Genomic DNA, 14,586 nt, shown 5'->3' with positions numbered 1-14,586 from the left:
CTCTGGCGGCGTCTCATCAGGCGGCTTCGTGCGCCTTTCTCAAGACGGCATAGAGCTTGTCCTTCAGCAGCAGCTTTTCCTTTTTCAGCGATTCGATCGTGAACGAGTCGGCAGGCGTGACGCCCGTCTCCATGTTGTCAATCCGATGATCGAGTTCGTTGTGACGCTCGAAGAGCCGCGAGAAATGAGCGTCTTCGGTTTTCAAGCGTGAGATGAGATCGCGATATTCGGGAAACATGCGGTGATCCTCCGGTGCGTTCATATTGAGTACTTCGAAGTACATAGTACCGACCGGGCACCGCTATTAGTTAGACATTTATCAAACGCCACTGCGCCGTAACGTCGCAGCGCGTGCGTCGACACTTACCTAGGCAAAACCCTCCTATGGCCGGGCATCGTCCTTGCACACAATGAGATGCCGCTGCGCATCCGCGTGGCGAGCGTGAACCAGGGAGGCCGTCATGAAGAAGAGCCGCAATCGCGCGCAACATCGCGCACTGCATATGGCGTTGATCGCCGGCGTTGCCGGCATGTGCTTCGCCACGGCAGCCAGCGCGGACAGTCAGGCCGCGAAGAAGTTGGGGCAGATGGGCGTCATCAATCAGACGCTTCAGCCCAAGCCCGTCAGGCCGCCGCCCACCGCGAACGCGCCCGCACCGAACGCCCCCACTACCAACCCGAATTACAACGCAAATTCGACCTATAAGCCCAACACGGCCAACAATGCGAATGCCGTGAACCCCGGGGCCGCCGCGGCTGCGGGCGGGGGACAAAAGAAGTAATTTCCGCACGGCGTGCCGATGCCGCCTGCCCGATACCGGGCAGCGGCGTCGCGTTCACGCGCCCTTCCCCGACGAATCAGCACGCGCGCATGCGTACATTCGCGCGCATTCGATCTTTTATACTTGGCTCACGGTCCAGCGTCCCAGGCGCACACTCCTGAGTCCATGAAAAAGATCAAGCCCGGTCTCGTGCTCGAACTCGCCGCCAATCTGCTGCTGCCGTGGCTCGCGTATCGCCTTGCGCTGCCCTATTGGGGCGATGTCGGCGCGCTTTACGCGTCGGCCGCGCCGCCGCTCGCCTGGAGCATCGGCGAGTTCGCCCGTTCGCGCCGTGTCGATGCGCTCTCCGCGCTCGTGCTGTTCGGCATTGCGCTGTCGATCGTATTGCTCGCGATGGGCGGTAGCGCCCGCATCCTGCTCGTGCGCGAATCGCTCGCGGCGGGCGCGACAGGCCTCGTCTTTTTGATCTCGCTTCTTTTCCAGCGTCCGCTCATCTTCTATCTCGCCCGCGCGACCGTCACGCGCGAGCAGGAAGACGGCGCCGAGCGCTTCGAGGCCTACTGGCGCGAAAGCGCGTCATTGCGCGCGTCGTTGCGGCTCATGACGTTCGTGTGGGGCGTCGGGTTGTCGGTCGAAACCGTGCTGCGCTTCTGGTTCGCGTGGACGTGGCCCGTCGAGCGCTATCTCGTCGTATCGCCGGTGGTCAGTTACGTCATCTACGGCGGATTGCTCGCGTGGACGTTCTGGTTTCGCGCGCGGCTCATCGAGCGTCAAGGCGAAAGCGCCCCCTCGCGCGACGGGCTCCTCGGCTAGCTGACGGGCCGCGCATCGCAGGCGGCGATGTGACGCGCGATCGCCTCATTCACCGCCGGCGCATGCGTGAGCGGCCCCATGTGGCCCGCATCGGGCACGACGATCAGCTTCGCCGCCGGCATCAGATCGGGCAGCGTCTCCGCGATCAGTCGGGTCGGCACGGGCGCATGCTCGCCGCGCATCACGAGCGTGGGAATGCGCAGCTTCGCATACGCGCTCGCCGGCGTGGGCTCATGAATCAGCGCGCGAAAATCGAGCGGCGCTTTCGGCACCCAACGCGTGAGCATCGCCTGCACGGACGGCCGCAGCGCGGTCCACGCACCGTGTCCTCCCCAATAATCGACGAACGCGCGCGCCGCGCCGCGCAGATCGCCTGCGACGACGCCCTCCGCCGTGCGCGCCGCGATCGCGAGAATCTCCGCGAACGCCGCCGCGCCGTGCGCGCCCATGCTCTTCAGCAGATGAAACGCGGATGGCTCGTACAGCGTGATGCTCGCGACATCGTGCGGCCGCTCGAGCGCCGCGCGCAGCGCGACGCCGCCGCCATATGAATGCCCGACGAGATGCACCTTGCCGCGCTGGCGATCGATGATGCCGACCGTGCGCGCAGCTTCATCCGCGAGCGTGAAGGCTCGCTCGCCGCTCCACGGGCCGACGCTGTCGCAGCCGTAGTGCTCGGGCGCGATCAGCGAATAGCGGGTGTTGTCCGTATTGAGCGTGTCGAGGGTTTCGCCCAACTGACGCTATTGATTCGCGCCAGCGCCCGAGCAATGCAGCGCGATGACCGGCGCACCGATGTGTTCGTCGTTGAAAGCCATATCGTTCTTTCTCGCGTCGTGAATGATCAGCTTTCGCTGTCGCATGCGCGCATGCGGCGCTCGAGTTCACCGATATCCGCGCACGATTCGAGATAGTTATCGCGGCGGCAATGCTCCGCACGGTCGAGCAGCATCCCTGTCCAGCAGATCAGATGCGGCAGCATGATGTCCTTTCCAACATTGATTAGGTATCCCAACATGATTCGCTCCACTTGCACCGATATTTCCTTGATGAAATGCCGCTGAGCGATCGACTAAAAACGATGATTCGAAAGAGTCGCTGGGGCGGCGGGTGCGGATGTAATGCAGCCACCGTGCCAGCGATGCGAATCCCTTGTGCCACAAGGCTCGGCGCGAGTGCGGCCACGCGCCGTCCGACACGAGTGTCGGGCGCGAGCCAACGCTTTCAGTCTTGAAAGATGGCAAACTTCGAACACGTCTGCCGAGCCGAATCCCTGCTTGAGATACGGAAAAAGCCGCCAAAATATTCCCGTCGCGCGGGGTCAAGTTTGTGCGCCGTCGCGCCGTAGACATGTTTGATGCCCGGGCAAACGCGGCAATTCGCCTTGCCCGCCCGTCGAACGGTCGCCGCCGAACGACGCGATAAGATACGGCAGCGTTCGATCTTCGCGCCCGGTGCGGCGCCCGGCAATCGCTCATTGGAGACACGGCGTGCTCAGTCGCCATTCGCTCACGTTCCGGATGACGGTGTTCATCGTCATCGTCTGCATGCTTTTGATCGGCACCGATATCGGGCGCAGCGCCGCCGCCCGCCGCGTGCAGCTCGAGGAAATGACGACGGCGACATCCAATCTCGCGCGCGCAATGGCGCAGCACGCGAACGACACCTTCAAGGAAGCCGACACGACGCTCATCGGCATGGTGGAACGCGTCGAGGAAGACGGCACGTCGCCGCAAGCGCTCGCGCGCCTGCATCGCTCGCTCGTCGCGCGCGTCCAACAACTGCCGCAACTGAACGGCCTCTTCATCTACGACAAGACCGGCGCCTGGCTCGTCAACTCACAGCCACAACTCGACTCGCGCTTCAACAACTCGGACCGCGAGTACTTCGAATATCACCGCACACATACCGATCAAGGCTCGCATATCGGCCCGCCGGTCAGGAGCCGCTCGACCGGCAAGTGGATCGTGCCGATATCGCGTCGCATCGATGCGCCCGACGGCAGCTTTGCGGGCGTCGCCCTCGCGACCATCGACATCGACTTCTTCTCGCGCTTCTACGACAGCCTCGATCTCGGACAATCGGGCGCGGCGGCGCTCGTCCTGAACTCAGGCGTGATGGTCGTGCGCCGTCCGTTCGAGGACCGCTTCGTCGGCAAGAACGTGACCGACACGGCGCTTTATCGCGCGCATCTGGAGCTGGGCCGCTCCGGGGTGTTCACGACGCGCTCTTCGCAGGATCACATCACGCGCCTGAACAGCCTGCGCGAATTGCAGGACTATCCGCTCTTCGTCGCGGCGGCGCTCTCGGAGGATGAGATCCTCGCGCCGTGGTGGCGCGACACACTCTGGCACGCTTCGGTTACGACCGTCCTCGCGCTCGTGCTGGCGATGTTCGGTGCGCGCCTCGTGCGCCAGGTCACCGCACGCACGCGCATCGAGCAGGAACTCGCCCGCAGCCTCGCGACGACGCAAACCGTGCTCGACACCGCGATCAGTCCGATCATCACCGTGGACGAGCGCGGCGCCGTGCGCTCGTTCAACTCGGCCGGCGAAAAGGTGTTCGGCTACAAGGCGGACGAGGTCATCGGGCAGAACATCCGGATGCTGGTGCCGCCGCCACATCTGGATGCGTATAACGAATACATTATGCAATTCAAGGGCGAAAACGGTGTCGCGACCGCCGATTGCGAGCTGGCGGGCCAGCGCAAGGACGGCACATCGTTTCCCGCGCACGTGTCCACGGGCGCGATGCGGCTCGATGGCGCTTTGCATTTTGTATCCGTCATCACGGATATTTCCCGGCAGAGAAAGGAGCGGACCGAACTGGCTCACGCGCGCGACCAGTTGCTGCTCGCTGCGGACATCGCCGAGCTGGGCATCTGGTCCTGGAATCTGGCAACGGGCAAGCTGCACTGGAACGCCCGCATGTTCGAGCTGTACCAATACCCGCCGGAACTGCTCGACAACGGCCTGCACTTCGAGCACTGGCGTCTGCGCATTCATGCCGACGATCACGACGCGATCATGGCGGGCCTGCGCGCCGCCGCCGCGGGTGAAACCGAGACCTTGCCGCCGTTTCGCATCGTGCTGCCGGATGGCACGACGCGTCGTATCCAGAGCGGCCTGCGCACGCAGCGCAACGCGAGCGGCACGCCTGTCGTGATGACCGGCGTGAACTACGACGTCACCGATCAATACGAGCTGGAATTCCATCTGCGCAATGCGAAGGAACAGGCAGATGCGGCGAGCGCGGCGAAGTCGTCGTTTCTCGCGAACATGAGCCACGAAATCCGCACCCCGATGAACGCGGTGCTCGGCATGCTGCATCTCGTGCAACTGACGGCGCTCAATGCGCGCCAGCAGGAGTATGTGAGCAAGGCCGAAACCGCGGCGAAATCACTGCTGAACCTGCTCAACGACATCCTCGACTATTCGAAGATCGAGGCGGGCAAGCTGCAACTCGACAGCCATCCATTCGAGCCCGAGAAGCTGATGCAGGAGCTCGGCATCGTGCTCGCCGGCAATCAGGGCGCGAAAGATGTCGAAGTGCTATTCGACCTCGATCCATCCTTGCCCACGGTGCTCGTCGGCGACAGCTTCCGGCTTCAGCAGGTGCTCATCAACCTTGCGGGCAACGCGCTCAAGTTCACGTCGACGGGACAGATCGTCGTGAGCGTGCATCGATGCGAAGACCCGAACGAGACAGCGGGCGATGCGGTGCGCGTGCGCATCGCCGTGAGCGACAGCGGCATCGGCATCAGCGAGGAACAACTGGAGCGTATCTTCGAGGGCTTTACGCAGGCGGAAGCATCGACGTCGCGGCGTTACGGCGGCTCCGGCCTCGGACTCGTCATCAGCAAGCGGCTCGTCGCCATGATGGGCAGCCAGCTCGAAGTCGAAAGCCGCGTCGGCGAAGGCAGCCGCTTCTGGTTCGACATCACGCTCGGCGTGGACACGTCCGGTGCGGCGACGCATGACATCGTCGCTATCCCCGAACATGGCGCGCGTATTCTCATCGCCGACGACAACGCGGTTGCGGGCGAGATCATGTCGCGCACGGTGCGCGCGCTTGGCTGGCAGGCGGACATCGTGACGAGCGGCTCCGAGGCGGTCGAGCGCGTCGGCAATGCTGCGCTCGGCGATGCGCCCTATGACATCGCCCTGCTCGACTGGCGTATGCCGGGACTCGACGGCCTGAACACCGCAAGGCAGATCAGCACGATGAAGGGCCGCGCGACGCCGCCGCTCGTGCTGCTCGTCACTGCTTTCGGACGAGAGGTGTTGAAAGAATCGCAGGACGGCGGCGCCGCTCCCTTCGCCGGTTTTCTCACGAAGCCCGTGACACCGCGACAGCTCGCCGCCGCAATCCGCGCCGCGCTGCCTCGCAATAACGAAGCGATCCCGCGCGACACCCGGCCGCCTGCGAAGAAAACGCGCCGCCTCGCGGGACTTTCGTTACTCGTGGTCGAGGACAACGCGCTCAACCGTCAGGTCGCCGAAGGCCTGCTGCTTGCGGAAGGCGCGTCCGTGACGCTCACGGATGGCGGGCGCGAAGGCGTCGATCGGATCGTGACGGCGAATGGCCGCTTCGATGCCGTGCTGATGGACGTGCAGATGCCCGATCTCGACGGCCTCGAAGCGACGCGCCTGATTCGCGTAGATGGCCGTTTCGCCACGCTGCCGATCATTGCGATGACGGCGAATGCATCGGGCGCGGATCGCGACGCCTGCTTGCAGGCCGGCATGAACGATCACGTCGGCAAGCCGATCGATGTCGAACGGCTCGTAGCGGTGCTGCGCGCGCACACGGGACGAGCGCACATGGAGGCGGATACGCACGAGGCTAGTGCCGAGTCGATCATCGAGCCGCGCGATTCGATCATCGCGCGCTTCGGCGGAAATATTGATTTGATCCGCAATGCGCTCGGCCGCTTCAGCGCGCAGACGGACAAGCAACTGGCGCAGCTTGCGAAGGCGCTCGCGGCACACGACGCGCAAAGCGCCGCATCGATGCTGCATGCGATCAAGGGCAGCGCAGGCACGATCGGCGCGGCGGCGCTCGCGAAACTCGCAGGCACGCTCGAAACCGATGCGCATTTGCTCGACGCAGCGCGCGTGAAACTGCCGCATATGCAGGCTTTGCTTGCATCGAGCGTCACGCAACTCGTCGATGAATTCGGTCAGCCGTCGTCGTCCGTGAAGCCGGAGACCAACACGTCGCCGATCGATGATGAAAACTGGCGCGCTCGTCTCACCACGATCATCGAATTGCTCGATGCATCGAATCTGCAAGCGATCGCACTATCCGAGAAGCTGTCGCCGCATGCGCCGGGCGTGTACCGCGCAGACTTCGAGCAATTCCTCGCGCGCGTGCGTGCGCTCGATTTCGCGCGCGCCTCGGAGATCGCGCGCGATATGCTGGAACAGGTGTGAGATAAAGACGACGCTATAACCTAGCCCCCGCGCGTGTCGCGAGCGAATACAGGGAACGCGTGCACGCTTGCGCCACCGGCCGATTCCAGTTGCGCGCGCAATTCTTCCCGCGCTTGGCGCGCCGAGGTCAGCGCGCCTTGCACGCGCGCCTGCAGCACGGCAGATTTGACGGACCTTGCGATGACATCCGCCGCGCCGGCATCGAGCGTACATTGCTCCGTTTCGACATCGCGCGCATCGGCCAGCACGACGATGGGCACGTGAGCCAGTTCCGCAAGCAATGTACGCACGGCTTCGCAAGGGTTATGGCAGCAACGCGCATCAAGCACGATCGCGTCCGGCTCCTTGCTTTGTGCAAGACGCAGCGCGGCTTCGCAATCCTTCACCCGATCGAGTGCGCCGATGGCTTCGAGCGCGTGGCGATGCGCCTCGAGCATGTCGTCCTCGAGGATGCCGAGCACGCGCACGCCCGTGGGTTTCGTCATGGCGGGCTTCGCTGCCTGCGCCTCCATCACGCGATGCCTCAAGCGAAGCTGCGCGCGCACGCGCGCGCGCAGGCGTGGCGCGACAAGCGGCTTGATCACGTAATCGGCGGCGCCCATGCGAAACGCATCGACTTCGAGCGCAGGCGCGTCGTGACTCGTGATGAATATGACTGGCACGCGCGCGAGGTTCGTGTCGCTCTTCAATATCTCGCAGACATCGAAGCCCGTCATGGTGGGCAGATTCGCGTCGAGAAGAATCAGGTCCGGCGTCGATTCGCGCGCCAGGGCCAGCGCGGCCTCGCCGGTCGTGGCGAAGCGCTGGTTGGGAAATTCCGCGAGCATTTCGCCGATGATGCGGATCATCGCCGGATCGTCGTCGACCAGAAGCAAACGCGGCTGATGTGTTGAAGTGCGGTTCTCTGCTTTTTCCATATTCGAACGAGTATTCATCAGACGATGACGCGCTCACGAACTCTACGCCCGCAATGTGTGCGCCGCAAATTCAAAAAATGCATGAAGGAAATAATTATCTGATATTTCAGCGCGGGCCAGTTTCGACTGCACAAATACTTTCATAGCTAAACATATTCATAAGCGAATAAGTAATTCGTTCCGGCCGCCGCATGCGATGGAAGCCATACCGCATATGACCCAGTCGATAAAGCACGCACGTACAATAAATTTCAGCACGGCCGTAATGCAAAAAATGCTCTGACAATTTCAATCGATTCCACCGATCAATGTAAACATTCAAAATCGGGTTATCGTTTGCGAGGCGTTCTACATTGCGGCAACCGGGAGCATACTGGCCGCTACACCTAAAAAAGCCGGGAAAAGCCATGCACGGGGAAGCCAGAACACTCTACTTCGTGGGTCGCGCCGTATCGGAGGATTTGTCCGGGCGCTTGCATGATCGCGGCTGGACCATCGAGCGCATCGATCCGGCGAAGCCGCCCAAATCCGCCAAACACGGCAAACGTGCCGCCGCCGGCATCGTCGATCTGACGACGCGCGGCTTTTCCGCGGAAGCCGCCGCGCTCACCGCACTGCTTGCAAGTTATCAGATCGGCTGGGTCGCGACCGTCGACGCCGAGCATGTCGACAACCCCGAGATTTGCAGGCTGATTCGCGATTTCTGCTTCGACTATGTGACGGTGCCCTCTTCCGCGGACCGTATCGTCGACGCAGTCGGGCATGCATACGGGATGGTTTCACTGCACGACACTGCCAGCAATGATCCACGCAAGGACGATTGCAGGGAAGGCAGCATGGTCGGCTCTTGCGATGCGATGCAGGCGCTCTATCGCTCGATTCGCAAAGTCGCAATGACCGATGCGCCCGTTTTCATCTCCGGCGAATCGGGGACCGGCAAGGAACTCACGGCAGTTGCGATTCACGAGCGCTCAGTGCGGCGCGAGCAGCCGTTCGTCGCGATCAACTGCGGCGCGATACCGGCGCATCTTCTGCAATCGGAACTTTTCGGCTACGAGCGCGGCGCGTTCACCGGCGCGAATCAACGCAAGATCGGACGTGTAGAAGCAGCTGACGGCGGCACGCTCTTTCTCGATGAAATCGGCGATTTGCCGCTCGAAAGCCAGGCGAGCCTGTTGCGCTTCCTGCAGGAGCGCAAGATCGAGCGTCTGGGCGGGCAAGGCACGACGGACGTCGATGTGCGCATCATCTCCGCGACGCACGTCGATATGCAAACGGCGATGCTGGAAGGACGCTTCCGCGCGGACTTGTACCATCGCCTGTGCGTGTTGCAGATCGACGAGCCGCCGCTGCGCGTGCGCGGAAAAGACATCGAACTGCTCGCGAATCACATGCTCGATCGCTTCAGAAAGGATGCGAGCCGGCGGCTGCGCGGCTTTGCACCGTGCGCAATCGCGGCGCTTCATAACTATGGCTGGCCCGGCAATGTGCGCGAGTTGATCAATCGCGTGCGGCGCGCAATCGTCATGTCCGAAGGACGGCAGATTCTCGCGAGCGATCTCGAACTGGGCGAATATGCGGAGGCCGCGCCTATGACGCTCGCGCAAGCACGCGAGGCGGCAGAGCGGCAAGCCATCGAAGTGGCGCTGTTGCGTCACCGCGGACGTCTCGGTGAAGCCGCGGATGAATTGGGGATTTCTCGTGTCACGCTGTATCGCATGCTCACCGCCTATGGCTTGCGCGCGAAAACGGATCGGCCCCTGGAGGCATCCGGAACCTAGCTTTTAACGATCCTGTGCGAATCATGATTCGCTTAAGAGCACGCGAAGGAACCTTCATTCGCGCTCGCCACTCCAATCACCGCATCGCATTCGATGCATGGTGAAAACCTGAAGCGGCATACGCGCATCATGCGCCGTCAGGCCCGTCACGTCTTTCCTCTCTAGCCCGCTGGCGTTTTCTCGCGCCGCCAGACCGCGCGCTACGCAGTCTCGTTTCATTCATATGCGGCCCGCCTGAGCTTCATCGGCGCGCTCATACAGCGCTCATGCGCCATGCCATAAGCTTTTGCCTCGCACGTCGAATGCGTCGCGCTCGTATTGGCGTGTCTGCGAGTTATCTCGGGTAGTCAGTCATGGTTTCGCTCAACAACAACATTTCGCTCGTTCGTCAATATTCGAACTTCGCCGTACCCACCGTGCTTGCCGCATGGGTGTACTGCATGCATTCGGTCATCAGCGGCATCTTCATCGGACGTCATGTCGGCGCCGATGCGCTTGCCGCGTTGAATCTGCTCGTCCCTTTGCTTTATCTGCCCTACGCGTTCAGCGTGATGATCGGTGTCGGCGGATCGACGCTCGTCTCGCGATTGCTCGGCGAGCAGCGCGAACGCGAGGCCGCGGAAGCGTTCACGCAGGCGCTCTGGCTGTTGGGGTTCTCCGGCGTGGCGTTCGCACTCGCGACTCATTCTTATGCCGATACCTTCGTGCAATGGACAGGCGCTCGCGGCGAACTCGCGCGACTCGCAAACGATTTCCTGCATGCCTATGCGCCTTTCGTTCTCTTTCCGACAGCATGTTATGCACTCGAACTCTTCTTGCGCATCGAGGGTGCGGCGAGTTTCGGGCTCGTCTGCCTGATCGCGGGCGGCATCGCCGACGTCGCGTTGACATGGTGGATGGTGAGTCACATGCAATGGGGCATGCGCGGCGCGGCGCTTGCTTCGGGCATCAGTCAGGCGCTTGCTTGCATCCCCATGCTGGCCTATCACTTCGTGAGGGCGCAACACGTTCGTCCCGTCGCCCGTGCATTCGCACGCCTCGACCATGCGTGGCGCATGGCCTATAACGGCGGATCAGAGTTTCTCGGCGAGATCGCGCCGAGCGTCACGCTCTTCGCATTCAATCACGCGGTGTTGCGCTGGCTGGGCGAAACGGGTCTCGTCGCGTTCGCAGTCGTCGAATACATGACGATGATCGCGTCGGTCACGATGGTCGCGCTCGTGCAGAGCATGCAACCGATCGTGAGCTTTCAGCGCGGCGCGGGCAACGCGCACGCCGTATCGCGCGCATTTTCGATCGGCATCCTGGTTACCGCCGGTTTCGCGCTCGCCGCCGCCTTCGCGTTTCTCACGCTTGCACAACCGCTGGGCGCGCTCTTCGTGCCCGATAGTGCGGCGGCGCAAGCGCTTCTGCGCGACGCCTTGCCGTGGTGTGCACTCGCGTTCCTGCCGGCCGCAATCAATGTCGCGATCAGCGGCTATCTGACTGCCATCGAGGCGCCGCTCGCTTCGATGATCGTCGCGCTGCTGCGTAGCTGGGTGTTGCTGTTGACGATGCTGTGGCTACTCACTCAATGGTTCGGGCCTAATGGCATCTGGATGACCGTCGCCGTCACAGAACTCGCGACGCTCGCCGCGAGCATGGTGTTGTATCGCACGCGTGGACACGGCGTGAAATCACTACATTCGATGCGAAGCCCGCACACCGTTCGCGGCGCATCGCATCCTCACGGCTAGGCGTCATGCGTCAGGTGAAAACGTCGATCGACCCATGCGAGCAGGCGTCTCGACAAGCGTGTTGCACGCCCTTGAATCAGTCGATCCGACACGCGTGACAGTACATAGGAGACGACGAGCACAGCGATCAGCGTCGCGCCGAATAGGGCGAGTGAAGTCTCGCCATTCTTCTCTCCGAACGTGCGGTCGAAGAAATGAAACGTCATGTAGACGCATATGAAGTGCCAGAGATAAATACCATAACTTTCGCGTCCGAGCGCGGCGGCGCAGTGTCGGACGAACCGGGCGCGCGGCGCTGCCGGCGCGCTATCGCGACGTTTGCGGGCGTGATGTGAACACACGAACAGCAGAAACGCCACGGCACTGCATGCGGCGAATACGGGCGCGAGCGCATGCGCCTTGTCGAGCCATACGCCGAGCGCAGCGGTCGCGAGTGCGAAACCCAGTGCAAGCGAAAAATAAAGCCACGATACGCGCCGCGTGACATCGGATGCGCCGAGCAAATGCGGGCGGAATGCATACCAGCCCCACATGCCGACGATGAAGCACGGTCCTTGCACGGGCGGCCAAAAGTAGCTGAAGGTGTTATTGGCGACATTGCAGTCGAGGCCGCCGTTGCAATCGCTCATCGACATCGCCGCATACGAGAGACACAGCAGCAAGACCGTAGCGACCAACAGGCGCGCGCGATTCATCGCGAGGAAAAACAGCAGCGGCGCAATCATGTAGAACAGCATTTCGACACCGATCGACCATCCTCCAGGCACGACGTTATTGATTGCGGTCGGCGAAAGCGCATGCAGAAAGAGCATGTTGAGCAACACGTCCATCGGGCCATGCGCACCGAGAACCCATGCACGCTCGATGCCCGAGCGCGTCGCGCCATAGCTGATGAGGCCATATACCGCAATCGCCGCGTAATACAGCGGTGCTATGCGAAAGAAGCGCTTGATATAGAAGCGCAGCGTGACATGACGCGCATCCGCGCAGCGCGCGTGATCCATTTCGAGCGTCATGAAGATCGTGATCGCGCTGATCACGAAAAATAACTGCACGCCATATTGGCCCATGCGCGCAATGAGCGTCACTGCACCGGGCAGATTGGGGAACTGAAACGACAGGTGTACTGCAACTACCCCGACGATCGCGAGCGCCCGGCCTGCGTCGAGCGCGGCAACACGTCCTTTATCCATCGATACTCTCCTCGCGGTTGATGCCGACCTTCAAAGGCCGCGAGGCTCGTGGACAATCGCGCTTTTGATGAAGTTCCTGAAAATCGCCGACGCATCGGCAGCTCTTACATCAAGAAACGTCATACACGTCTCGATACAACTTTCAGGCACACACGCTAGATGGCGGGCGCATCCTGCCGCAGAAAGCGCAGAATGCGACTGGCGACTGTACTCGGTTGTTCCTGTTGCACCCAATGCCCCGCGCCTTCAATCAGATGCGTCGCGCGAAAATCGGTGCACGCCAGGACGCGCATCGCTTCGAAGTCGCCCGGACGCTGGTAGCAGCCCCAATCGCTAGCGCCCGCGATGAAGCATGAGGGCACGTCGATCGTGCGTCCCGACCAGGTCCGTAAATCGGCCGCATAGCGCGGGTCGGTGCCGCAGCGATACCAGTTCAATCCGCCCTGAAATCCGGTGCGCGCATATTCGCTTGCATAGACGTTCAAATCCCGATCGGGCAGCCACGCGCAGGTCGCGATATGATCCGCAGCGGGCATATGTTCCGCGACGGTCTGCGGCATCGTTGCATCCGCATGCATGACGTAATACGTCGGCAGCATCGCGAGTTGATCCGGTGTCACCGACCCAAGCGGATGAGGATGATTGCCCGGCCAGTCCGCGCTCTTGACGTGGTAATACGCGCGCAAGAATGCGGCGAGCCCTTGCGGCGCGTGCCGCATATCGTCATTGGCCTGCGCGCCCGAGTAATACCATTGATAGTGCTTGCGCGGCGGATCGAGCGATGCGAGCCCGGCCACGGCCTCCGCCATCACCGATGGAGCCGTTTCGACGCGCGCGAGCCTCGCGTCGTTCTTCGCGGTATTGAACGCGAATGCGGGCGGCCCCGCGAAGGGCGCGCTCATCATGACGACGGACGCGAACACATCCGGGCGAATCAATGCACACCACGCGGCGACGGGCGAGCCGAAATCATGACCGATTACCGATGCAACCCTGCGATAACCGAGTGCCGATACGAGACCGAGTACATCGCGCACGAGGTTCGGAAAGTTGAACTCGTCGAGATCGGCATCGAATAAGGTAGCGCCGCCCATCGTGCGTCCATAACCTCGCTGATCGGGTGCGATGACATAAAACCCCGCATCCGCGAGCGGCTTCATGACCTTTCGCCAGCTATAGGCGAGTTCCGGAAAGCCGTGCAGTAGCACGATGCATGGCCTCCCAGGCGCGTCGAACCCGGCTTCGAGCACGTGCATCGAAAGGCCATTGCCGTTCTCGATCATGCGCGCGCGAATGCCATCCGGCAGCGGCAGATCGTTCGGAATCTCGTTCATGCATGTCTCCTCATGCTTCGAGCAAGGCTGCGAAGCGATCCGCGAGTGTAGGACGCGAGCGCGTCGGCCATATTGCGCTGAGTTCGAATTGCGGCAGGTTATCCCCGTCGCGCACATCGCAAAAGCGCACGCCGGCAAATTGCAGCGCGGTTACCGATTGCGGCAAAAGCGATGCGCCGCATCCCGCCGCAACGCAGGCAAGCACGGTCAGCGAGCGATTCGCGTCCTGCACGACATTCGCCTCGCAGCCCGCTTTACGAAAAGCACTCAGGATGCCCGCGCGCACGACCGGCAACTGATCGCCGGGGAACCACACCAGCCCCGCATCGGATAGGTCCTTCAGGCCTACTTTTCCATCTTCGCCGACTGCAAAAGCGCGCGGCAGCACGGCCAGCAAGCGTTCTCTTACGATCAGCTTCTCGCGCATGCGTCCGCCCACCGCGACGGGCGTATGCAGCAAACCGATATCGATGGTGCCTTTCTCCAGCGCCCTCGCCTGCTCCGCATTGCTCATTTCCCTAAAAGGCCAGTTCAAAAAGAGCCCGGGAGGGCTGTTTACTTTCCTTCGAAACGGTTAACCTTGGATGCCTGAACA

10 protein-coding genes and 2 pseudogenes are annotated in these 14,586 nt (G+C 62.2%); 5 read left to right on the top strand and 7 right to left on the bottom strand.

What is annotated here, in order from left to right; all coding sequences use genetic code 11:
• Positions 1-16 precede the first annotated feature (16 nt).
• Complete coding sequence (locus NCT32_RS21415) at positions 17-238, bottom strand: YdcH family protein (RefSeq protein WP_061117270.1); 222 nt, start codon at positions 236-238, stop codon at positions 17-19.
• Positions 239-461: 223 nt separating this feature from the next.
• Between NCT32_RS21415 and NCT32_RS21410 the strand changes: the two genes are divergently transcribed.
• Together NCT32_RS21410 and NCT32_RS21405 are read left to right on the top strand one after the other, a co-directional pair.
• The gene (locus NCT32_RS21410) at positions 462-782 is read left to right on the top strand and encodes a hypothetical protein (RefSeq protein WP_061117098.1); all 321 of its coding nucleotides are present in this window, start codon (positions 462-464) and stop codon (positions 780-782) included.
• Positions 783-947: 165 nt separating this feature from the next.
• Complete coding sequence (locus NCT32_RS21405) at positions 948-1,595, top strand: VC0807 family protein (protein ID WP_061117099.1); 648 nt, start codon at positions 948-950, stop codon at positions 1,593-1,595.
• Here the strand turns inward: NCT32_RS21405 and NCT32_RS21400 are convergent.
• Together NCT32_RS21400 and NCT32_RS21395 are read right to left on the bottom strand one after the other, a co-directional pair.
• Positions 1,592-2,413: pseudogene (locus NCT32_RS21400) on the bottom strand (alpha/beta fold hydrolase). The gene NCT32_RS21405 and the pseudogene NCT32_RS21400 sit on opposite strands and share 4 nt — an antisense overlap.
• A 26-nt stretch (positions 2,414-2,439) precedes the next feature.
• The gene (locus tag NCT32_RS21395) at positions 2,440-2,613 is read right to left on the bottom strand and encodes a hypothetical protein (RefSeq protein WP_250477678.1); all 174 of its coding nucleotides are present in this window, start codon (positions 2,611-2,613) and stop codon (positions 2,440-2,442) included.
• A gap of 472 nt (positions 2,614-3,085) precedes the next feature.
• On the opposite strand from NCT32_RS21395, the gene NCT32_RS21390 reads away from it, so the two are divergent.
• Positions 3,086-7,030 (top strand): response regulator, encoded by a 3,945-nt coding sequence (locus tag NCT32_RS21390; protein WP_250490516.1) that lies wholly within the window; start codon positions 3,086-3,088, stop codon positions 7,028-7,030.
• 20 nt (positions 7,031-7,050) lie between these two features.
• Here the strand turns inward: NCT32_RS21390 and NCT32_RS21385 are convergent, their stop codons facing one another.
• A complete protein-coding gene (locus NCT32_RS21385; protein ID WP_250490515.1) occupies positions 7,051-7,905 on the bottom strand; it encodes a response regulator in 855 nt (284 codons plus the stop codon).
• 449 nt (positions 7,906-8,354) lie between these two features.
• Here NCT32_RS21385 and NCT32_RS21380 point away from each other — a divergent pair, with 449 nt between their 5' ends.
• Together NCT32_RS21380 and NCT32_RS21375 are read left to right on the top strand one after the other, a co-directional pair.
• Positions 8,355-9,728 (top strand): sigma-54 dependent transcriptional regulator, encoded by a 1,374-nt coding sequence (locus NCT32_RS21380; protein ID WP_061117102.1) that lies wholly within the window; start codon positions 8,355-8,357, stop codon positions 9,726-9,728.
• Positions 9,729-10,081: 353 nt separating this feature from the next.
• Positions 10,082-11,464: an MATE family efflux transporter gene (locus NCT32_RS21375; protein WP_250490514.1), complete on the top strand. Its 1,383-nt coding sequence runs from the start codon at positions 10,082-10,084 to the stop codon at positions 11,462-11,464.
• Here NCT32_RS21375 and NCT32_RS21370 read toward each other — a convergent pair.
• The 3 genes and pseudogenes from NCT32_RS21370 to NCT32_RS21360 form a co-directional block, all read right to left on the bottom strand.
• On the bottom strand, positions 11,461-12,657 hold the full coding sequence (locus NCT32_RS21370; protein WP_250490513.1) for an acyltransferase: 1,197 nt from the start codon (positions 12,655-12,657) through the stop codon (positions 11,461-11,463). The genes NCT32_RS21375 and NCT32_RS21370 overlap by 4 nt on opposite strands.
• 155 nt (positions 12,658-12,812) lie before the next feature.
• Positions 12,813-13,991, bottom strand: coding sequence for an alpha/beta fold hydrolase (locus NCT32_RS21365; RefSeq protein ID WP_061117105.1), 1,179 nt, complete (start codon positions 13,989-13,991; stop codon positions 12,813-12,815).
• A 10-nt stretch (positions 13,992-14,001) separates the two neighbouring features.
• A pseudogene (locus tag NCT32_RS21360) lies at positions 14,002-14,511 on the bottom strand (LysR family substrate-binding domain-containing protein); the annotation flags it as partial.
• Positions 14,512-14,586: the final 75 nt, after the last annotated feature.

This window comes from Caballeronia sp. INML2, from assembly GCF_023631365.1.
GTDB classification, from domain to species: Bacteria; Pseudomonadota; Gammaproteobacteria; order Burkholderiales; family Burkholderiaceae; genus Caballeronia; species Caballeronia turbans.
The sequence above is the reverse complement of the archived record's forward strand: the minus strand, read 5'-3'. Positions and strand labels throughout refer to the sequence as shown.

Excerpts from the sequence above, each read along its gene's own strand:
- NCT32_RS21415 (WP_061117270.1), bottom strand. The coding sequence starts at position 238 with ATGTTTCCCGAATATCGCGATCTCATCTCACGCTTGAAAACCGAAGAC.
- NCT32_RS21410 (WP_061117098.1), top strand. The coding sequence starts at position 462 with ATGAAGAAGAGCCGCAATCGCGCGCAACATCGCGCACTGCATATGGCG.
- NCT32_RS21405 (WP_061117099.1), top strand. The coding sequence starts at position 948 with ATGAAAAAGATCAAGCCCGGTCTCGTGCTCGAACTCGCCGCCAATCTG.
- NCT32_RS21395 (WP_250477678.1), bottom strand. The coding sequence starts at position 2,613 with ATGTTGGGATACCTAATCAATGTTGGAAAGGACATCATGCTGCCGCAT.
- NCT32_RS21380 (WP_061117102.1), top strand. The coding sequence starts at position 8,355 with ATGCACGGGGAAGCCAGAACACTCTACTTCGTGGGTCGCGCCGTATCG.
- NCT32_RS21375 (WP_250490514.1), top strand. The coding sequence starts at position 10,082 with ATGGTTTCGCTCAACAACAACATTTCGCTCGTTCGTCAATATTCGAAC.
- NCT32_RS21370 (WP_250490513.1), bottom strand. The coding sequence starts at position 12,657 with ATGGATAAAGGACGTGTTGCCGCGCTCGACGCAGGCCGGGCGCTCGCG.
- NCT32_RS21365 (WP_061117105.1), bottom strand. The coding sequence starts at position 13,991 with ATGAACGAGATTCCGAACGATCTGCCGCTGCCGGATGGCATTCGCGCG.